The organism is Paenibacillus ferrarius (assembly GCF_002027705.1).
GTDB lineage: Bacteria > Bacillota > Bacilli > Paenibacillales > NBRC-103111 > Paenibacillus_E > Paenibacillus_E ferrarius.
In genome coordinates this window covers 76,145-97,332 of the sequence record NZ_MBTG01000009.1, presented here as the reverse complement: position 1 = coordinate 97,332, position 21,188 = coordinate 76,145, and the positions used below count along the sequence as shown (strand labels likewise).

The window sequence follows — 21,188 nt, the reverse complement described above, 5'->3', positions numbered from 1 at the left end:
AACCATGGAGAAGAGCCGCACAATTGACAGTCACACGATCTTATATGGGGTATTCGGGGATCCAATACGACATTCCCGTTCCCCGATTATGCTGAACCGCGCCTTTCAGGAAGCGAACATCAATGCCGTTTATGCTGCTTTCCATGTTCGTCCTGATGAGCTTGGCGATGCGGTTCGCGGTATTCGGGCGTTAGGCTATAGAGGCATTAATGTGACGATCCCGCACAAAGTTGAAGTTATGCAGTATCTGGATGAAATCGATGAAGGCGCCCAAATCGTAGGAGCGGTCAATACGATCGTCAACGAAAATGGCAAGCTCATCGGTTATAATACGGACGGCATCGGATACGTGAGATCGCTCTTGGAAGAGACCGGGATTGAATTGACAGGTAAAAGCGTTCTTCTCCTCGGTGCCGGCGGGGCAGCAAGAGGAGTGGCCTATGCACTTGCCAAAGAAGGAGCGGGCTGCATCTACATTGCGAATCGAACCAAAGAACGAGCTGTAGAGCTAGCTGAAACGATCAGCGTGTATACGAAGGCGATCGGGCTTGGGTTGGATGAGCTTGGAGAGGTTGTCGATGGCGTGCAGTTTGTACTGAATACGACATCTGCCGGCATGCATCCGCATGTGGACGAGCTTCCGATGCCAACGGAGCTTCTTCGGGAGCATCATTTGGTCAGTGATTTGATTTATAACCCGCGAATTACGAGACTGCTTCGTGAGGCGGAGGCCAAGGGAGCCCGGATTCACGGGGGACTCGGAATGTTTATTTATCAAGGCGCTTTTGCCTTTGAATATTGGACTGGTACTCCAGCGCCCGTAGCGGCGATGAGACAAGTGGTAGAACAGTCATTAGCTGAATAAGAATGAATAGAGGGACATCATCAATGTTAACAGGCAAACAGAAACGTTATTTGCGCTCGATGGCGCACCATGTAGATCCGATTTTTCAAGTTGGAAAAGGCGGCGTGAACGACCATTTGATTCGTCATATTCAAGAAGCACTGGAAGTACGCGAGCTGATCAAAATTACGGTACTCAACAACAGTGGGGAAGATCGTAATGAAGTAGGCGCGGAGCTGGCTGAGCAATCCGGAGCAGAGCTCGTGCAAGTCATTGGTAAAATCGTAGTGCTCTACAAAGAATCGCGTGACAAGAAGAAGATCGAACTGCCGCGCTAATGAGGTGGAAGCATGCTTGTCGGAATTATGGGAGGCACCTTTGATCCGATTCATACCGGTCATTTGATCGCGGCGGAGCGTGCGAGGGTGGAAGCAGGCCTGGACGAAGTGTGGCTGATGCCGGCTAATGTGCCTCCGCACAAACCAAACGCCCCAAAAGCTTCAACACAGCAGCGATGGGAGATGGTTTGCCTTGCTGCTGAGGGCAATCCTTTTTTTCGTCCAATTGATATCGAAATTACCAAAGGCGGCGTATCTTATAGTATCCAGACGATTGAACTTTTGGTTCAGAAGTATCCGGATACAGAATTTGCTTATATTATAGGCGCAGATATGGTTCAATATTTGCCGCAGTGGCATCGAATCGATGACATCGTGCGGCATATTCGTTTTATTGGATTAGCTAGGCCTGGTTATGAGCTCGATATGGACCAAATCCCCGCACACATTCGAAGTCGCGTTAAGCTCGTGCCGATGCCACAGGTTGATATTTCGTCAACCGTCATTCGAGAGGAAAGACAGCGGAGCGGGTCTGTCCGTTATCTGGTTCCTGAGGCCGTGAATCGTTACTTGGAGGTGAACCGATTGTATGAATCGTGAGCAGCTTATTGCCGCAGTTAAGGAACAAATGCCTGAACGCCGCTGGCTTCATACACTTGGCGTGATGGAAACTAGCGTCATCTTGGCCAATCGCTTTGGCGGAGACCCTGTGAAGGCAGATCTGGCAGCTATTTTGCACGATTATTGCAAGTATTGGCCTGTTCAAGAGCAAGCTAAGATTATTCGCGAGAATGAGTTACCCCAAGATTTATTGGCATTTGACAAAGAACTATGGCATTCTCATGCCGGGGCCTATATTGCCAAGGCGCAGTTTGGAATCGAAGATGAAGAGATTTTGGATGCCATCCGGTACCATACCTCTGGTCGTGAACAGATGACGCTGCTCGACAAAATCGTCTGTTTGGCCGATTATATGGAGCCTGGACGTGACTTCCCGGCAGTGGGCTTGATTCGTGAACTTGCGGAGCATAGTCTGGAGAAGGCTTTAGTAGCCGGATTTGATTCTACGATTGGCTTTTTGCTGTCCAAGGGCAAGCGGATTTATCCGCTGACCATTTTGACCCGGAATGATTTGATTCATCAAATAAACAAAGAATAATTGGAGGATGATTGAATGAGTAAAAACCCTGAGGAAATATTGGCTTTCGTTGTTGAAGCGGCTGAAGATAAAAAAGCAGCAGATGTGGTGACATTAAACTTGCAAGGCCTGTCCATTATTGCTGATTATTTCGTTATCTGCCACGGGAACAGCGAAACACAAGTGCAAGCTATTGCCAGCGAAGCCAGAAAGAAAGCGCATGAATACGGCGTAAATATCCGTGGTTACGAAGGTATCGATACAGCTAGATGGGTTTTGCTTGATCTAGGGGATGTTGTTCTCCATGTTTTCCACCGCGATGATCGTGAATACTACAATATCGAAAGACTTTGGTCCGATGCCAAGGTTGTGGAGCGCGTATGAGACTGGAAGCAGGATCCCTTGTTACCCTCGAGGTAGCAAGGGAAGTTCCGCCTAATGGCTATTTCCTGAGCGATGGCTATCAGGATGTCCTTTTGCCATATGCGGAAATTGTAGGGAAGATTAAGCCTGGCGATCAAGTGGAAGTTTTCTTGTTCCACGACACACAGGATCGCTTAATGGCGACGATGAAGCGTCCGCTTATTCAAATGGGCGAGGTCGGCTTGCTTGAAGTGGTTGATATCCATCCGCGATTTGGTTATTTTCTCGAAATGGGATTGGGTCGCAACCTGCTCCTTCCATACCGAAATGTACCAGAACTGGAAGAGCTGCGGCCTTTGGTCGGAGATAAGGTTTTTGCCACATTAGCGCATGATCGCCAAGGCCGTTTAATTGCAAAATTAGCGTTGGAAGAGGATTTAGCGCCATTATGCGTTCGCGCCCCTTCGAGCTGGAGCCATCAGTGGGTCAAAGGACGTGTATATCGACCGCTGCAAATCGGTACCTTCGTTATTTGTGAAGCTGGCGTGCTTGGCTACGGGATTATTGGACTCATTGCTGCACCGGAACGAACACGCTTGCTGCGTGTTGGGGAGTTAGTGGATCTGCGCGTTGCTTTTGTCAGGGAAGAAGATGGACGAGTCAACTTGTCGATGCGCTTAGCGAAGGAAAAAGGCCGTGATGAAGACGCCGATAAGATTCTCAGTGTTCTGCGAGAGCGCCCGGGCAATGCGATGCCCTTTTCCGATAAAACGTCGGCAGACATCATCAAAGATCGCTTTGGTCTTAGCAAAGCAGCCTTCAAACGCGCCCTAGGCAAGCTGATGAAGGATGGGCTCATTTATCAAGAAGAGGACTGGACCTATCTGAAGCCAGAGGAGACGCAAGGCTGATATGAGCTACGAGAAATTTGCCTATACGTATGATCGCTTGATGAATAACATGCCTTACGAGGATTGGCTGCGGTTTGCCAAAGAAAGTTTCGATCGTTTCGGCTTGCAGCCAGCCGTGATAGCTGATCTTGGTTGCGGGACTGGAAACCTGACGATTCCGTTAGCTGTGGCAGGATATCAGATGACAGGGATTGACTTGTCTGAGGATATGCTCGCGGTCGCTGAGCAAAAAGCGGCAGATCACAAAAGCCCGCTTCGCGGCGGGGCGATTCGCTGGGTTCAGCAGGATCTGCGGGAATGGGATTTGGGTGAGCCGGTGGATGCGGCGATTTCTTTCTGTGATAGTCTGAATTACTTGCTCGAAGAAGAAGACATCGAAGATGCTTTCCGTCAAACCTTTGAGGGACTGAAACCAGGCGGTTTGTTTCTTTTTGATGTACATACGCCGGAGCAATTGTTCGCTTACGCAGAATCTCAGCCTTTTTTCCTGAATGAAGAAGATGTTGCCTACATCTGGACAAGCGAGCTTGATGAGGAAAGAGTTCAGATCGAGCACGATTTAACCATTTTTGTCAAAGAAAGCGGCAACAAGGATGTCTTCCGGCGAATCGACGAAATACACCAGCAGCGAGCTTATCCCTTGGATTGGCTTCACCAAATGCTGCTGGCGGCCGGTTTCTCTGAGGTGCATGTGGCTGCAGACTTTACATGGGATAAACCGACCCGCTTGACGGAGCGAGCTTTCTTCATTGCGAAGAAATAACAGCGAAGATGTCAGCAACTGCTTGACATTGCGGCATTATTTTACATATAATCAAAGACAATCAGATGTGCTTAAAGCTTAGAAGAGGAATAGTAACTTGCAGAACATCTTTCAGAGAATCGGTTAAAGGGTGGAAGCCGGTAGATGTTAGTCTTGTGAACTCGCCTTGGAGCTAGAAGGTGAACACCAGCAGGCTTGGTGCTAGCCGGATCGTCTCACCCGCGTTAAGGGGCAGAGTGAACACAGGCAAAGAATGTCTTGTGTTAACTAGGGTGGTACCACGGGAATCTTACCTCTCGTCCCTAGCGATATCCGCTAGCGATGAGGGGTTTTTTGGTGCTTATAGCGCTTTGAACATAGGAGGCAATTGTAGATGACACAGGAATTGAAAGAAACAAGAGAGACGCAAGGTTATAATCCCCAAGCAATTGAGCCCAAATGGCAAGGCTATTGGGATGCTAAGAAGACGTTCAAGGTATTGGACAACTCGGATAAACCGAAGTTCTATGCGCTTGATATGTTCCCTTACCCATCTGGAGCAGGTCTGCATGTAGGACATCCGGAAGGCTACACAGCAACAGATATCGTATCACGCTTCAAACGGATGAGAGGCTTTAACGTCTTGCATCCAATGGGATGGGATGCGTTCGGGCTTCCGGCAGAGCAATATGCCCTTGATACGGGGAACGATCCACGGGAATTCACGAAGAAGAATATTGACACTTTCCGTCGTCAGATTAAATCCCTGGGCTTTTCCTACGATTGGGATCGCGAGATCAGCACGACAGATCCGGAATATTACAAGTGGACGCAGTGGATCTTCATCCAGCTGTACAATAAAGGACTCGCTTATGTAGACGAAGTACCCGTTAACTGGTGTCCTGCATTAGGAACAGTTCTGGCTAACGAAGAAGTTATTGATGGTTTGAGCGAGCGCGGCGGTCATCCGGTTATTCGCAAGCCGATGCGCCAATGGATTCTAAGAATTACCGAATACGCCGAAAGACTGCTGGAAGATCTAGAGGAGCTTGACTGGTCCGAAAGTATTAAAGATATGCAGCGCAACTGGATTGGGAAATCGACAGGGGCGGAAGTTCAATTCGCGATTGAAGGGCATGCAGAGAAGAATTTAACTGTCTTCACGACACGTCCAGATACGCTTTTTGGAGCTACGTACTGCGTATTGGCACCTGAGCATGAGCTTGTCGCACAAATTACTACAGGCGAGCAAGAAGCTGCAATTAAAGAGTATCAAGAGAAAGCTTCCCGCAAAAGCGATCTTGAACGTACAGATCTGGCCAAAGACAAAACAGGTGTATTCACTGGCGCTTATGCGGTTAATCCAGTGAATGGGGCACAAGTGCCAATCTGGATTGCGGATTATGTACTTGGCGGATATGGGACTGGAGCGATTATGGCGGTTCCGGGACACGATCAGCGTGACTGGGAGTTTGCGAAGCAATTCGATTTGCCGATCATTGAAGTCGTGCAAGGCGGAGATATTGAGAAGGAAGCCTATGCAGGGGATGGCGCTCATGTTAATTCCGAGCCGATCAATGGCATGAACATCGAGCAAGGAATCAGCCACATGATCGCATGGTTGGAGCAGCAAGGCAAAGGCCGCGGCAAAGTGACGTACCGTTTGCGCGATTGGCTGTTCAGCCGTCAACGTTATTGGGGAGAGCCGATTCCGATTCTACACTTGGAAGACGGCACGATGAAGCCTGTTCCTGTGGATCAATTGCCGCTGCTGCTTCCTCAGGTAGATGAAATCAAACCATCCGGCACTGGAGAATCACCGCTGGCGAACGTATCCGAGTGGGTCAATACGATTGATCCGGAGACCGGCATGAAAGCCCGCCGTGAAACGAATACGATGCCGCAATGGGCTGGCAGCTGCTGGTACTACCTGCGTTTCATCGACCCGCACAATGATCAGGAATTCTGCTCCCATGAGCTTCAACAGCAATGGCTGCCTGTAGACCTGTATATCGGCGGTGCGGAGCATGCCGTACTTCACTTGCTGTATGCGCGTTTCTGGCACAAAGTCTTGTACGACCTTGGTTTCGTACACACCAAAGAGCCGTTCCATAAGCTCGTGAATCAAGGGATGATTCTGGGCGAGAACATGGAGAAAATGAGTAAATCTCGCGGCAATGTTGTCAATCCGGATGATATCGTAAGCGATCAAGGTGCGGATACTCTGCGTATTTATGAAATGTTCATGGGGCCGCTTGAAGCGACCAAACCTTGGAATACGACGGGCGTAGACGGGATTTACCGCTATTTGAACCGTGTATGGCGCTTGTTTGTGGATGAGAACGGTCAAGTTCAAGCCAAAATCAGCGCAGATGAACAGTTGGGCAGCGATAGCTTCAAACGGACTTGGCACCGCAGCATCAAAAAAATTACCGAGGATTTTGAAGCTCTTCGGTTTAATACAGCGATCAGCCAAATGATGATTTTCGTCAATGAGGCTTACAAAACAGAACGCTTGCCGCTGGAAGCCATGAAGAACTTCGTTCAAATGCTTTCACCGCTTGCGCCTCACTTAGCAGAAGAGCTATGGGAGAAGCTGGGCGGCACGGAGTCCATCACGTATGAACCTTGGCCAACGTACGATGAAGCATGGACAGTCGATAATGAAATTGAAATCGTGGTGCAGGTCAATGGCAAAATTGTCGATCGAGTACTGATCAGTAAAGATACAGACGAAGCAGCGATGGAGAAAATCGCTTTTGATCTTGATAAAGTCAAAGAAGCGACCGCCGGAAAGGCCGTTCGCAAATTGATTGTCGTCAAAGGTAAATTAGTCAATATCGTTGTAGGTTAATGAGATGAGGGAGACGACGGGGAAGGCTATTGCTTTTAAGTAAAGCGATGCTCGGCCTTCTCCAGGTCCTCTTCATATTTAGCGTGTGTCGCCGAAATGACCCGTGCGAATACCCCGGCAAGCTCTTCGTTCAAGATATGTAAACCTTCTTCTGTAATACCTCCCGGAACGGAAACGCGCTTCTGCAAGGAAATTGGATTGAACCCCCCTGTTGTCAGCAGCTTACCTGTGCCAAGTGTCATTTCACTGGCAAGCAGTGTGGCTTCCTCACTCGAAATACCGGTTGCCTCAACTGCAGCATCAATGAAGGATTGAATGAAATTGGCCAGAAATGCGGGGCCGCAGCTAGATAAATCAGAAGATATGCGGGTATAATTTTCAGACACACAGATAGGCGAGGAAATATAGGCGAATAAGTTCTCGAGCCACTCTTTGTCCTCTGGCTGCATGCGATTTCCATGAATACACAATGTGGCGCCGCTCAATACATAATTCGTGATGCTTGGAATGATTTTACTTATTTTAGCAGGAAGAAGGCCTTCCAAATGTTTGATCAGGACGGGACTTGTGATCGATACCACGAATTGAGTAGGAAGCACGTCCTCTTTAATTTCATCAATAACTGTTTTTAATTCGGATGGCTTCACACATAGAAAGATGATATCGCTCTCTGCAGCCACTTCTCTATTCGATCGAGCAACCTGAAGCCCAGGATATGTCTGAGCAAGCAGCTCTACTTTACGAATCGTACGATTTCCAGCAATAATTTGCTCCGGATTGAAAGCCCCAGAATGAATAAAAGCTTCAATCAGAATACTTCCCATACTCCCAGTACCGATGAATCCTGCTTTCATCCAGTAATCCCTCCCGAAAAAAATCAGTCACTTTTGTTCATATTTATAAAACGGAGTCAGTTTAAGTTGTCATTCGGATGCTTTTTCATCTATATGCTTACAGATCATCGAATATGCTAGGAACGCTTGCTTGCATGAATGAAAGGGAAAGAATGGAGGGAATTTGTGAATTTAGGCGGTTATAGGAAAGTTAAGTTTCTGCTGATCTTGGCGGTGCTTTGTTTATTGATCGGGGTCGTATGGCCATTCCTGCGTGGCGGAAGGTCTCAGATCGAAACTGAGTTTATCCCTATGAATAGTCAAATGCAAGCGATGCTTGAAGAAGTGGCGGAGGAATCAATCGTAAGTACGGAGTCCAAGCCAGTACATAGTCCTGTACCCAAATCGGCTGCAGCTATATTAGATTTGAATTTAGCTACATTTGAGCAATTAAACGAACTTCCCGGAATTGGGAACAGCAAGGCACAGGCGATTCTGGACTATCGGTTGCAAAAAGGCCGGTTCAGCCAAGTGGATGAATTGACGGAGGTCAAAGGCATCGGCGAGAAGATGCTGGAGAAATTAAAGCCGCTGGTGTTTGTCAGTTCGCCATAGGCAGCTTTTATTTTGCTAGGAAGTATGAGAGAATACTAGAAATGAAAAAGGCAATCCATGTCCACGCATGAGGGGACATGCGAAGGAGGAAACCGCTCCGTTATGAGCATTCGTAAAGATTGGGATACCTATTTTTTGGATATTGCTTACATGGCCTCTACACGCTCAAGATGCAACCGTCGGCATGTTGGCGCTGTATTAGTACAAGGAAAGAAGCTGCTCGGAACGGCCTATAATGGGGCCCCAATGGGCGTGCCAGACTGCACGGAAGCAGGCTGTATGCTCGTGGAAGAAATTGAGCTGAAAGTTGTAGCGGATATTGAGGAAGTGATTCGCAAGCAGCGCTGTATTCGAACCATTCATGCCGAACAGAATTTACTGTTGTTCACGGATAGGGAAGATCGTGAAGGTTCAACGGTGTATGTCACGGATCAACCGTGCTGGACTTGTGCGAATATGCTGGCAAATAGCGGTGTGACCGAGATTGTTTTTCATCGGGGGTATCCGAAGGATCACGAGAAAGTCAGTCAGTTAATGGTGTCGCGCGGCATTGCCTTCCGGCGAATGGAAGGCTACGAGCCTCCTCACGGGACCGTGTCTGAGGTTGTCGATTAAGTAGTGAAATTATGCAAAGAGAATGAGGAAGAACCTCTCTTCGGCTGTTGCCCATCGGGCAAGGCTGGAGAGAGGTTTTTTTATTTGCAAGCTGAGGGAGCTGGAACATGTCTAATCTTATGAAAAGGCCAGTTGTTCTAGGATGCTGCTTGTGGATAACTGGGTATGTGCTTGCGATATACAGCGAACTCAGGTGGTTGACCTGGACGACGAGCGCGCTGCTGCTGGTCGCGCTGATCGTCATTTATGCGCTGCGGCTGCCTGGCAGACAGCCGCTGTGCGCCCTGCTGCTGGTCGGTGTAGCCTTCGGCTACTACCAAGGGGCCGACCAGCGCAATGTCACTGCGCTGCCGCTGGCGCAGCAGCAGCGGCTGGACCCGGACGGCAGCGAGGTCACGCTGCTCGGCCGTTTCTCCAGCCCTGTCACCGTCGACGGCGACAGGGCCAGCTTCACCGTGGAAGCGGCGACCGTCCGCTTCCAGGGCGAGGCTTTCCCGCTTGGCGGGGAAAGCGTGCAGGTCTCGCTGCGCCTGCTGGAGCAGGAGCAGCAGGCTGTGGCGTCGGGCTGGCGCCGAGGCGACGCTTTGACGCTGACGGGGACGCTGTGCAGTCCGTCCCCGGCCCGCAACTTCGGCGGCTTCGACTACCGCCGGTACTTGCGCCTTCACCAGACCCATTGGCTGCTTGCGGCCAGTGGGGTGGATCAGGCGCAGGTCGAGCCTGCGGCAGCGCGCTTCGGCATCGTCCAGCTGCTGCGCTGGAACGATGAGCTGCGCGATGCGCTCAGCAGGCGCATGGACCTGATCTTCCCCGCGCCGCAGGCGGGGTTTATGAAGAGCATGCTCATCGGCCAGACCGATGATTTGGATCCAGGGCGGTTCCAGCAATTTTCGGAGCTGGGCTTGACCCACATTTTAGCCATCTCGGGCCTGAATATTGCCGTCTTTCTAGGTGTGTGCATAGGGCTGATGCGCCGAATGAAGTTAACCAAGGAAACCTATCTGCTAATCTGCATCTGGCTGTTGCCGTTCTATATTTTATTGACGGGAGCTTCGCCCTCGATTGTAAGGGCCGGACTCATGTCCATGGTTGCCCTCTTTGCAGCCCGCAAGGGCTTGATGAAGGACGTCCTGCATATTATGGCGATCGTTGCTTGGATCATGCTGCTGTGGAATCCCTATTATTTGTTGGATGTCAGCTTTCAGCTATCATTCTTGGTCACATTAGGGCTTATCCTTGGCGTCCAGCGCGTGAATGCTTTGCTTATGTCATGCATTCCGTCTTCCATACTGCGAAATACCGCCTCCATCACCCTCGTTTCGCAAGTGGTCTCGTTTCCTGTCTCGATCTATTATTTTAATCAGTTCTCGTTATTGTCTTGGCTGGCGAATGCCATCTTGGTTCCAGTCATCAGTTTGGTGGTGTTCCCTGCAGGACTGCTTGCTACCGTCTCGGGGATTGTATATGTGCCTGCTGGCAAAGGGCTCGGAATAGGTATCTCTTGGCTCAATGAGGCCATCTTCTGGTCGACGGATCAGCTTCAACAACTGCAGGGCTTTAAGCAAATTTGGCCAACGCCAAGGCTGCTCTGGATTATTTTGTACTACGTGCTGCTGGTTGGGATCTATTGGTTGTGGCGGCGTTTAGCTCAGTCAAGGCTAGATGGGCTGCCAGTAAATCTGGAGAGTCCTCAAGCCCGAACTAAATTTAACGTCCCGATGTGGTTATGCTGTACCTGTGCCTGTTTCCTACTACTGCTTTGGATCGGCTATACGCCGGAGCGATGGAACCGAACAGGAATCGTCCAATTTATTGATGTTGGTCAAGGAGATGCGATTCTCATTCGTACGCCATTTGGCAAGCATATCTTGATAGATGGCGGGGGGACGCTGACTTTCAGGAAGCCAGGAGAAAGCTGGAAGATGCGAAAGGACCCCTATGAGGTTGGAGCTAAGCTGTTAGTTCCGCTGCTTAAGAAACGTGGTGTTCATCAATTGGATCTCGTTGTGCTCACACATGAGGATGCCGATCACAGCGGGGGATTGCAGGCTGTTGCTTCACAGATGCGGGTTAACCAATTCATGTTTAACGGCACTTTCAAGCCTGGAGCTCAAACTGTCCAATTATTTGAGACGCTGGTTGCGCGCAAAGTACCGCTTTTGCCTGCCAATGCCAGTCGCTGGATTCAGCTTGATTCGCAAACCAAATTTCATGTCTTATATCCCATGGAGGAGAACGCGCAGCAGCTTGAAATTGTGAAGGAGCAAAATGCGCAATCCGTTGTTTTTTTATTGGAGATGCAAGGCACGCGCTGGTTGTTTACTGGCGACATGGAGAAGGAGTCGGAACGGAAGGTACTGGACTTTATGAAAGGCCATCCTGCGATCCTTGAAAGGAATCCAAAGGGAGATAAGGTGGATGCCGCACATCTGGTGGATGTTTTGAAAATTGCGCATCATGGCAGCAAAACCTCTACGACGCAGGAGTGGCTCGATTATTGGCGGCCATCGTTGGCGGCTATTTCTGTAGGTGCAGCGAATAGCTATGGCCACCCTGCGCCTGATGTGCTGCAGCGCTTAAACGAAGGCGGCATTGCCGTATTTCGAACGGATCAGATGGGAGAGGTACAGGTGGAGGTTCGGAAAACTGGGCTTTTGTTCAGGAAAAAGCTATCTAGGCCGTAAGGCATAGTGCTTTATTCATAAGTGACGGCCAATGTTACAAAAAATTGATCGAAATGGTCATTTCTGGGAAGGGTTTTAAAGAATTATGTCGAAATTGTAAATCGACCGTTTGCTAATTACATAAATCGACATGGTGGTGGGATGATTAATGTCATTAAAATCAGTAGGAATGAAGATTAGTTTATCGATCATTGCAAGCAGTCTGTTTTTTGTTATCTTCATGGGTGTCGCCTCGTATCAGATTTCGAAAAATGTCATGCAAACAAAAGTTACAGATGCTTCTCTCCAAACGATTGTACAGGCTGGTCAGAAACTGGATTTTGTCTATCAATTGTATCAGAAGCTGTCTCTTCAGCTTGTGATGGACGCTCCGCTTCAGCAGCAAGTCGGGAAGGCTTCAAATGTAAAAAAAGATTCACCAGAGTACAATGATAATATGTCAATCTTGGAAGCAACGTTATCGGCTTACTTATATTCCAATGAAGGTATTCAGTCGATGGAATTGTTTACGTCCAATGGGGATATTATTCAAACCAAATCGAGCTTGATGTCTGAGAAAAACTATGCCGATCAGGATTGGTTTAAGGCTATTGTTGCCAAAGACGGAGAGCCGTTATGGTTGTCCACGAAGCCAAAGGACAATCGCACTACAACACCTGTAATTTCAGTTGGAAGTCTCATACATCAAGCGAACTCCAAAGAGTACTACATTGCTTTGTTTGATATCAGCTTGGACATTGTTAAGAATCAGCTGGCTTCTATTCAAATGGGGGACAGCGGTGCGATTCAAGTTGTAGATGGGGCAGGACTAGTTGTTTATAGTCAAGATTCGGCTCAAATGGGGGCTGCTTCCGGCTACCCGATCCGCGAAGAAAGCAAGGGCAAGAAGAGCGATTCCTTTGTTTCAATAGATGGAACGAAACAAATTGTTTTGTCCAAATCGGAAGCGACTGGCTGGTTCAACGTCGGTATTATTCCGATTCATGATCTGACCAAAGATATGGGAGTTATCTATAATTTAACGCTTATTGTTTCCCTTTGTGCATTAGTTTTGGCGGCAGGGGTCGGATATTTGGTTGCCAGAATGATTGGGAAGCCCTTGGGCCATATTCGTAATTTGATGGAGGATGGAGCCGGAGGAGATCTGCGTATCCGTGTGCAGACCAAATCCAAAGATGAAATCGGTCAATTAGGAAGCAGCCTCGATGCGATGATGAGACAAATTACGGAATTGTTCAAACAAACGACGCATTCCTCCGAGGAAGTGTTGCAAACGGCTGCAGAATTATCTGTGTCATCGAAACACACGGCTGCGGCAGCAAGTGAAATCGCCGCAGCGATCAATGAGATTTCCGGTGGTGCATCGGGCTTGGCCGCTCAGGCTGAACGAGGGAATGAGCTGACGATGCAAATCGGAGAACAAATTACCAGTGTTGTGCAAGCCAATGAAGTGATGGGGATTGCAGCAGAGGAGATGGAGAGCTCAAGCAGGACGGGGACCCGCTATATGGAAGAGCTTATCGCCAAAACTAGCATGACCGAAGAGATGACACGTTCGATGGTTGAGAAGGTCGATAAGCTGAAGGATAGCACGCTGTCGATCCGAAAAGTGCTTGATATTTTAAGCCAGATGACCAAGCAAACGAATATTCTTTCGCTTAATGCCACTATTGAAGCCGCGCGCGCGGGGGAAGCTGGGAAAGGATTCATGGTCGTAGCTGATGAAATTCGCAAACTGGCCGATCAGTCGCGCAAATCAATTGAAACCGTAGGACATATCACAGAAATGATTCAAAATGAAGTCATTGATACAGTGGCCGTTCTATCGGAAGCTTATCCGCTGTATCAAGAGCAGATTCAATCGGTGAAAGAAGCGGATTTGCTGTTCAAACAAGTACAGGGGAAAACGGTTAGTTTCAGGCAACAATTGGGTTCTGTCAGTCAAACCGTCTTGAAGCTGGAAGAATCGCAAGGCGTGCTCAGTGATACCATGATGAGCGTTGGTGCGGTGTCCGAGCAGTCGCTGGCCAACTCTGAGCAAGTCGCTTCTTTAAGCGCCGATCAACTTAGCATTAGCAAAGGGCTGGTGCAGCTATCGGATAAATTAGAGAAGCTTTCCGTTGCTCTCCAAGATTCCTTATCCAAGTTCAAAGTTTAGAATAGGAACAGCCCAAGAAGACGATTTCCGGCAAAGGAATGTCTTGTTGGGCCTTTTCATTTGTTTCGTTTATTCATTTTCTTTGAGCAATGCTTCTCCATAGTTCGCAGGCTGCTGATCAACCTGTTCAGGGACGGCCGTTTGCATCCATGGCGGGTCGCCATATTTATGCAGCGTTTGATTAATTGCGTAAATGCCTAGTGGAACAACGTAAGATAATAGGGTGCATAGCACGACTAAACCGGATGGAATTAAACCCATGAAAGATGACCACATGGTCTTATCGCTCCCTCGATACTTCAAATATATTTCCAACTCGTCGGATAATAACCTGAGCTTGAACTTCAACTTCTGTTTGGGAAAATAGATTCGAACCGTTATCCCAATTCTCAGAGATTGGCTTCCACATTTTGTAGTGATTTTCAAACAGATAGGAGCCGAGTCCCAGAGCATCTTTCTTGTAAGTCTTTTGAAGCTTCGCAATGACTTTATTCGTGTTCTTGATGAGTGTTTCTTCCAGTTTTTTTTGCAAGGACTCCAGTGTTTTGGAATCTGTCGGATCGCCGTTGGTAAGCGATTTATCGAGCACACCCTCAGCGACTAGTTTAATCGTAAATTTAAAGTGGTCTTGGCTTGTTTGTTTAACGATGAATTTACGTCTTGCTCGCTCGACCTTAAATCCAATGATTTCATCGCCAATATTAGCTTCAACAATTCCGCCCTTCACTTCCTTGGTAATAAAGTTGAGGCCTTGCGTTTCTTCCCCATTCAAGAATCCAACCAATTGATTGGTTGCACCATCGAATAAGGCACTCCCATTCAAGCTTAGATCTTTATTTTCTTTTTTTACTTTTTGTATCACGTAGCTTTCGCGTTTGATTAAATTCTCATGGACATCTCCAATTCGCGATTGAGGGAGCATGTAGTTGGTTTTTTTATTGTTTTTGGCAATCGAAGAGATGTAGTCAATCGGTGTGGTTTCATTATTTGGCTGAATGTCTAGGATATCGGAAGCTTTTCCTTCCGCGATCAGCACTTGGACGCCTCTGCGCATCTCGCTATTCCTTAGGAAATAGTCGAGCATGCTGGGGAATGCGGCTTTACTCTTCGCCACCTCGCTGGATACAATGATCACTTTTAAATGTTCGAAATAAGGAGTGCGGCTTGTCTTGGCCGCCATTCTTGCCGCTATAGCAGGCATGGAGTTTTCTGAAGTTGAAATGTTGAAATAGGCTTGTTGTGCATGTGGCGCACTATTATTTTGGGTATTGCTTTGCTTCAAGCCGCCTGGAACCATCATTTGAAAGGTGCCTGTGAATAGGTTTTTTTCACCTGCTTCTTTGTAGTCCACGGCAACCCCTACAACAAATCCTCGATCATTGATTTCTACGCGATCCCAGCACCCTGTTAAGAACAAGATACAGCCAAGTCCTAATAAGGTTGATAGGGCTTTAAGTGACATCGCTTTTCACTCCTCGAAGCTTTGCGACCATAAAAATGATGATAGGAAACAAGATGCTGACGATTACGCCGTAATGAGTGATAACGCTACTTATTTTAGCGAAATCCGTTAAGTTTTTTGGAAACATGCAAAGTAAATAAAGGATAGGACTTAATAGAAATGTCAATTGGATATGTTTTTTTTTAGGGAAAATCGAATGGATCGCAAACACAGCACAATCATAGGCCATGACGGTTGTCGTGAAGACAGCCATAATCCAGATTGTAAAAAAAATCGACTCAAACCGTTCGAAAAATTCGCCTGGAATTTGCATTTCTTTGGCTAATTCTACGGCGGGGTAAGTAATTTCTTTCAGTGTCATCTGGGAAAATACGCCTACACATACAAGATAGATGGCTGCGTACAAAATAACGGGGAGCAGGATCCCGATAGCTACGGCTTTTGGGGCATCCTTTGGGCGGTTCATCAAGCAAATATAGAATAGGATGATTTCAAACCCCAAGAGCGAAAAGGCCGTTCTTTTAATGCCAACGGTTATCGCTTTCCAGTCGGTGATGAGAAACGGCTTTAATTCTTTGGTATCAACGATTCCCAGACTGAACAGAAGGACGAGCACCGTTATGGTGATGACAATCGGGATAAACAGGATATTTAATCGAATAAGGCCAACGCGGGCGCCTGATACCCCATATACGACAACAAGCAAGAACGCTAAGGAAATGACTTCGACAGGCGTATTTTCAAATAAATATTGCTTGGAAATATTGGCTATCGCTCTAACCTCGTAAGCGGCAAAGCAGAGAAAATAAGCGGAAAGGGAAAAGACAGCTACAATTGCGAGTGGCTTCGTAACGGCTGCAGTCGCATAGGCGAAATAGCCCTGTTTGCTGAAGTGAGTCGCAATATAGGCAAGCAGCCAGGCAAACCCGGCAGCGATAATACCTGCAAAAAAGATGGATATCCAGCCATCTGACGATTGGACGGTCTTCGCCAAATCCCGCGGCAGCATAATGACACCTACCCCAATAATCATCGAGGAAATGGTAATGACCATATCCAAAAAACCAATCTCCCGGTCTCCGTATTCAAAGGTTTTCATGTTATTTTCTCCTCGGCAGCATGCGTTCTTCATTTTTGGTTTGCAGCATTTTGGGCCGTTTTCTCAGAAAGAAGAGGGGGGCCCTCAGGATGAGATCTTTCCAGTCACGAATAAATATCGGTGCAAATGGTGTTGAGTATGGAATGCCAAAGCTTTTTAGATTAACGATGTGAATATTGATCATGATGTAAGCCAGAATGATGCCGTAAAGCCCAAAAACAGCGGCAATCAACATAATGCCGAACCGCATCATGCGCAGTGATATGGCGAAGGAGTAAGATGGCAAGGAGAAGGACGCAATGGCTGTGACCGCTACGACAATGACCATTACAGGACTGACCATGCCTGCGGCAACAGCAGACTCCCCGATGACTAGTCCGCCAACGATCCCTATGGTTTGACCAATTGGCTTCGGCAGCCGCAAGCCTGCTTCTCTGAGCAGTTCCAAGGTGAATTCCATGACGAAAGCTTCGATGACCGCGGGAAACGGTACGCCTTCTCGCGCGCCGGCTATAGAGAAAGCCAGTTTGGAGGGAATCATGCCATGATGAAATTCGAGTAAAGCAATATAAAGAGCAGGCAAGAAAGTAGCGATGAAAGCGGAAATCATCCTTAAGACGCGAGTTAGGGTGCTAATCAGCCAATTTTGATAAAAGTCTTCGGGTGATTGCATGCTGGAGGCGAAGGTGATCGGCAAAATGAGAGCGAAAGGGTCGCCATCCACCAAAATCCCCACTCGTCCTTGGAGAATGGAGCCAGACACTTTATCAGGCCGCTCCGTATTCAAAATAACCGGAAAAGGACTAAGAAAACTGTCCGCGATCCATTGCTCTAGATATCCGGACCCTTCTATATCGTCGATATCAATTGTGTTTATTCTGCGCGTAACCTCCTTCACCAGCTCAGGATGGACAATATCCGCGATATAGGTAACGACAACCTCTCTTTTCCCTCTGCGTCCGACTTGATAGGTATCGAAGACGAGGTTTTTATCTTTAATTCTCCTGCGGATCATGGCCGTATTGGTCCGCAGGTCCTCGGAAAAGCCTACACGGGGACCTCGAATGATGGACTCTGTTTGCGATTCTTCAACAGCGCGCGTTTTCCAGCCGCAGCTGGAAATGAGAATGCCTTGCTGCAGTTTGTCGAGCAGCAGCAGGGTGTTTCCTGACAATAGAGCCGATAGCATGTCATCCGCAACATCTTCAATTTCAAGATCATACGTCGTTAATATTTGCTGCGTCAAAATGGTCATAAGCTCAGAAGGGGACGCAGCTGCATGATGATAAGAATGGAGCATCGGTTTTAGCAGCTGGTCATTGATAAGCGTGGTGTCCACCAGCCCGTCAAAGCTGACTAACGCACAGGGATGCTGTTCCTCGCCAATGGTGAACTCGCGTATCATCAGATCGCTTGGGTTATGCAACTGCATTTTAATCATGGCGAGGTTAGCTTGTAATTCAAGAGCAAGCCCTTGGTTGGAAGTGGAAGCGGTTTGATTTTTTTGAATTTGCGTCGTTGCCGGAATGGTTGCTCGTCGGATCGGTTTTTTGCCGAATAATTGTTTGAACATGATGTGCTGCCTCCCATGTTACGCAAATGCATTACCTTCAATATTTACCTTTTTGCCCTAAATTAACCGAAATGACATTTGTCATCTTAAATCGATGATACCTGTGAATGATGTCAGGACATTATTTGCGATAAGATGAGGACATCAAAGAAAACGTTGTGAGGTGGCTTATGAAACCAATCATTCAAATTGATCAAGTAACCAAAGAATTCAAAGGAAGAGCTGCAGTGGATAACCTATCCTTAACGATTGAAGAGGGAAGTGTCGTTGCGCTTCTAGGGTCTAATGGGGCTGGGAAAACAACGACGGTTTCTATGATGCTCGGCCTGCTGCTCCCAACCAAAGGAAGTGTTCGGATATGGGAGGGGAATCCTCAGGACAGAGCTGTTCGGAATCGCTTGGGGGCGATGCTTCAAGAAGTTAATGTGATTGATGGTCTGACGGTTCTGGAAACAATTGACCTGTTCCGGCACTACTACAGCCGTTCATTGCCGCTGGACCATTTGCTGCACATATCGGGGCTTGGAGCGGAGAAAAACAAGCGTGCTTCATCGCTCTCCGGAGGCCAGAAGCGCAGACTGGGCTTCGCGCTCGCATTGGCGGGGGATCCTGATTTGCTGTTTCTGGATGAGCCAACCGTCGGCATGGATATTACCGCGAGGCAGCAATTCTGGGAAACGGTTCGCGGGATGGCGGCCAACGGGAGGACGATCATTCTTACGACTCACTATTTGGAAGAAGCAGACAGCATCGCGGACCGAATTGTTGTCATCAACAAAGGCAAACTGATCGCGGATGGAACTTCGGCGGAGATCAAAGCTTCTACGAATCGAAAAACGATTCTTTTCACAGCGGGTGCTCATCTGACCGAAGATCAGCTTGCGTCGCTGCCTTGCGTTAACGATGTGACATGGAGTGGTCGCAAGGTGAAAATCACGAGCACGGATACGGATCAAGTCATCTTCGCCATGGTTCAGCGGCAGCTGGATATCAAAGATATTGAAATACATGCGGGCGGGTTAGAAGACGCTTTTCAGTTTCTGGTTCAACAATAAATAGGGATATGAAGGAGATGTCGTCAATGAGAGCCATGATTGCTCAATGTAAAGCGGAGCTGCTTAGAACGTTTCGCAATAAACGATTTTTTATGTTTTCGTTAATTATGCCTGCCATTTTTTATTTTATTTTCTCCTCAACGGTGGGGGATAATACGGAGGTTGGAGGGGTTTCCTGGAAAGCGTATTACTTGATGTCGATGACCGTTTTTGGAGTTGTCGGAGCTTGTGTGAATACGCTCAGTATTAAGTTCGCCCAGGAAAGAACGCAGGGCTGGCTTCGGATGATTGAAATTACGCCGCTGCCGTCAAGCGCCTATGTATTATCGAAAATTGTTTCTCATAGCATTATTAACTTGGTTACCATTATTTTTATGTTTCTGCTCGGCGGGCTTGTCAAAGGCGTAGAGCTTACTTTTTTACAATGGGTCGGCTGCGGCTTGTGGATTTGGTTAGGCTCTTTGCCCTTCATGGCGCTTGGCCTTCTGATAGGCACATGCAAAACTGTCGAAGTTACACAAGTTGTGGCGCAAATAATTTTCATGGGTTCTTCCATCCTTGGAGGATTATGGTTTCCAACACAAGCGATGCCCAAAATCATGCAAACTATTGCGCAATATGTCCCTACGTTTCGTTATGGTCAAGGTGCTTGGAATATCATATCCGGCGTAGGTTTAACGTGGAGCGGCGTACTCATTCTGATCGGTTACGGGGTCGTGTTTGTGGTATTATCATCGTATATCCTGCAAAAACAGAAGGCGGCCTAAACGATGAGCAAGCTTCTCAAAAGCCGGAAATCTCCGGTTGATCTTTGGTATTTGTGGTTCTTCTACTTAATTTTTCCCATCATGACATTAACGTCAAAGCCGCTTCCGCAAATGTGGGCCGGCTTTGCTTTATTAGCTGTTTTTGCGCTTTGTGTCACATTGGGATTTCGGGATGCCAAGCGGAGATTCATTTACATTGTGCTCATTTGTGCGATGATCCTGTTTTTTTCCACGACTTATAGTCCGTATTTGATCTACATGTTTTTCTATACAATTCCCTTAATGGGGCTGCTGCCAACGACAAGACAGTTTTTCTTAACCCTCGCTGTTTTGATAACGACGGTCATTTTCATTATTTTGCTGGACTTCGATCAATTTTATGGCGACGGGCTTTGGTATTTCTTGCCTTCTCTTGTCATTATGCTTATCCTTCCGTTCGGAATTCGATCGAGAATGAAGGAAAATGAGCTGAGGGAGAAATTAACGCTTGCCAACGATGAGATTGCTCGTCTGGCTAAGCTGGATGAACGGCAGCGGATTTCCCGCGATCTGCATGATACCCTCGGGCATACGCTGTCTTTGATCACGCTCAAAAGCGAGCTGGCAGAGAAATTGATCCTCAAGAATCCGGAGCGGGCTGTGCAGGAAGTGAAGGACATTCAAGCGACTTCCCGAGCGGCGTTGAAGCAGGTGCGTGAATTGATTTCAGGGATGAACATGGTCTCTATTACGGAAGAGCTGAAGAAATCCGAAGAAATTTTACGTGCGGCTGGTATGGCGTTTGATGTGGACAATCAGGTCGATTTATCCAAGATGCCTCCTATGGTTCAGAATATTCTGGGCATGTGTTTGAAAGAAGCTATCACGAATGTGATTAAACATAGCGGGGCGACGATTTGTACATTGAAGCTTCAGGAGGATCGGGCTTACTGGAACATGAGCTTGTCGGATAACGGTCCAGTTTGCGAGAGGAATAAACAACAGCTGCCTTCTTCGGGGCGCGGCTTGCTGGGGATGAGAGAACGTCTGGAACTAATTGAAGGTACAATGACGTTCCATATAGGCACAGATGCCGAAACCAGTCTTGTCATCCAAATCCCCAGGATAATCAAACAATAGGAAGCGAAAGGGTGAGCG

The 21,188-nt window shown here is 47.7% G+C and carries 20 protein-coding genes and 1 other annotated feature; of the genes, 15 read left to right on the top strand and 5 right to left on the bottom strand.

What is annotated here, in order from left to right:
- Positions 1-4 precede the first annotated feature (4 nt).
- The 8 genes from aroE (at position 5) to leuS (ending at position 7,190) form a co-directional block, all read left to right on the top strand.
- Positions 5-865, top strand: coding sequence for a shikimate dehydrogenase (gene aroE / locus BC351_RS11060; RefSeq protein WP_079411795.1), 861 nt, complete (start codon positions 5-7; stop codon positions 863-865).
- Between the two features lie 23 nt (positions 866-888).
- Positions 889-1,182: a ribosome assembly RNA-binding protein YhbY gene (gene yhbY / locus BC351_RS11055; RefSeq protein ID WP_079411793.1), complete on the top strand. Its 294-nt coding sequence runs from the start codon at positions 889-891 to the stop codon at positions 1,180-1,182.
- A 12-nt stretch (positions 1,183-1,194) separates the two neighbouring features.
- Positions 1,195-1,782, top strand: coding sequence for a nicotinate-nucleotide adenylyltransferase (locus BC351_RS11050; RefSeq protein ID WP_079411791.1), 588 nt, complete (start codon positions 1,195-1,197; stop codon positions 1,780-1,782).
- Positions 1,772-2,341 (top strand): bis(5'-nucleosyl)-tetraphosphatase (symmetrical) YqeK, encoded by a 570-nt coding sequence (gene yqeK / locus BC351_RS11045; protein ID WP_079411789.1) that lies wholly within the window; start codon positions 1,772-1,774, stop codon positions 2,339-2,341. Before BC351_RS11050 ends, yqeK begins: the two co-directional genes overlap by 11 nt.
- Before the next feature lie 15 nt (positions 2,342-2,356).
- Entirely contained in the window at positions 2,357-2,704 is a 348-nt protein-coding gene (gene rsfS / locus BC351_RS11040) for a ribosome silencing factor (protein WP_079411787.1), read from the top strand.
- Positions 2,701-3,594, top strand: a complete 894-nt coding sequence (locus BC351_RS11035) for a CvfB family protein (RefSeq protein ID WP_079411785.1) — start codon at positions 2,701-2,703, stop codon at positions 3,592-3,594. Before rsfS ends, BC351_RS11035 begins: the two co-directional genes overlap by 4 nt.
- 1 nt (position 3,595) lies before the next feature.
- Positions 3,596-4,357 carry a class I SAM-dependent DNA methyltransferase gene (locus BC351_RS11030; protein WP_079411783.1) on the top strand — a complete coding sequence of 254 codons (762 nt, stop codon included), beginning with the start codon at positions 3,596-3,598 and terminating at the stop codon, positions 4,355-4,357.
- A gap of 70 nt (positions 4,358-4,427) precedes the next feature.
- Positions 4,428-4,664: a binding site (T-box leader), on the top strand.
- 66 nt (positions 4,665-4,730) lie between these two features.
- The gene (gene leuS / locus BC351_RS11025) at positions 4,731-7,190 is read left to right on the top strand and encodes a leucine--tRNA ligase (RefSeq protein ID WP_079411781.1); all 2,460 of its coding nucleotides are present in this window, start codon (positions 4,731-4,733) and stop codon (positions 7,188-7,190) included.
- 35 nt (positions 7,191-7,225) lie between these two features.
- Here leuS and comER read toward each other — a convergent pair whose 3' ends face one another.
- Positions 7,226-8,044 carry a late competence protein ComER gene (comER, locus tag BC351_RS11020; protein WP_079411779.1) on the bottom strand — a complete coding sequence of 273 codons (819 nt, stop codon included), beginning with the start codon at positions 8,042-8,044 and terminating at the stop codon, positions 7,226-7,228.
- A gap of 165 nt (positions 8,045-8,209) precedes the next feature.
- On the opposite strand from comER, the gene BC351_RS42880 reads away from it, so the two are divergent.
- The 4 genes from BC351_RS42880 to BC351_RS11000 all read left to right on the top strand — a co-directional run bounded on the left by BC351_RS42880 (position 8,210) and on the right by BC351_RS11000 (position 14,095).
- Positions 8,210-8,638, top strand: a complete 429-nt coding sequence (locus BC351_RS42880; RefSeq protein ID WP_244208960.1) for a ComEA family DNA-binding protein — start codon at positions 8,210-8,212, stop codon at positions 8,636-8,638.
- A gap of 102 nt (positions 8,639-8,740) precedes the next feature.
- Entirely contained in the window at positions 8,741-9,253 is a 513-nt protein-coding gene (locus BC351_RS11010; RefSeq protein ID WP_079411775.1) for a deoxycytidylate deaminase, read from the top strand.
- Between the two features lie 107 nt (positions 9,254-9,360).
- On the top strand, positions 9,361-11,937 hold the full coding sequence (locus BC351_RS11005; RefSeq protein ID WP_079411773.1) for a DNA internalization-related competence protein ComEC/Rec2: 2,577 nt from the start codon (positions 9,361-9,363) through the stop codon (positions 11,935-11,937).
- A gap of 148 nt (positions 11,938-12,085) precedes the next feature.
- On the top strand, positions 12,086-14,095 hold the full coding sequence (locus BC351_RS11000; protein WP_079411771.1) for a methyl-accepting chemotaxis protein: 2,010 nt from the start codon (positions 12,086-12,088) through the stop codon (positions 14,093-14,095).
- Positions 14,096-14,164: 69 nt separating this feature from the next.
- Here BC351_RS11000 and BC351_RS10995 read toward each other — a convergent pair whose 3' ends face one another.
- The 4 genes from BC351_RS10995 to BC351_RS10980 are packed head-to-tail and all read right to left on the bottom strand — an operon-like array spanning position 14,165 to position 18,229.
- Positions 14,165-14,371 (bottom strand): hypothetical protein, encoded by a 207-nt coding sequence (locus BC351_RS10995; protein WP_079411769.1) that lies wholly within the window; start codon positions 14,369-14,371, stop codon positions 14,165-14,167.
- 4 nt (positions 14,372-14,375) lie between these two features.
- A complete protein-coding gene (locus BC351_RS10990; RefSeq protein WP_079411767.1) occupies positions 14,376-15,557 on the bottom strand; it encodes a Ger(x)C family spore germination protein in 1,182 nt (393 codons plus the stop codon).
- Entirely contained in the window at positions 15,547-16,656 is a 1,110-nt protein-coding gene (locus BC351_RS10985; RefSeq protein WP_079411765.1) for a GerAB/ArcD/ProY family transporter, read from the bottom strand. Before BC351_RS10985 ends, BC351_RS10990 begins: the two co-directional genes overlap by 11 nt.
- A gap of 1 nt (position 16,657) precedes the next feature.
- Entirely contained in the window at positions 16,658-18,229 is a 1,572-nt protein-coding gene (locus BC351_RS10980; protein WP_079411763.1) for a spore germination protein, read from the bottom strand.
- 170 nt (positions 18,230-18,399) lie between these two features.
- Here BC351_RS10980 and BC351_RS10975 point away from each other — a divergent pair, with 170 nt between their 5' ends.
- From BC351_RS10975 to BC351_RS10965, 3 genes are read left to right on the top strand one after another with little or no spacing between them, the layout of a single operon-like run.
- The gene (locus BC351_RS10975; protein ID WP_079411761.1) at positions 18,400-19,284 is read left to right on the top strand and encodes an ABC transporter ATP-binding protein; all 885 of its coding nucleotides are present in this window, start codon (positions 18,400-18,402) and stop codon (positions 19,282-19,284) included.
- A gap of 26 nt (positions 19,285-19,310) precedes the next feature.
- Positions 19,311-20,051, top strand: a complete 741-nt coding sequence (locus BC351_RS10970) for an ABC transporter permease (RefSeq protein ID WP_244208959.1) — start codon at positions 19,311-19,313, stop codon at positions 20,049-20,051.
- 3 nt (positions 20,052-20,054) lie between these two features.
- On the top strand, positions 20,055-21,170 hold the full coding sequence (locus BC351_RS10965) for a sensor histidine kinase (protein ID WP_079411757.1): 1,116 nt from the start codon (positions 20,055-20,057) through the stop codon (positions 21,168-21,170).
- The last annotated feature ends 18 nt before the right edge of the window (positions 21,171-21,188 follow it).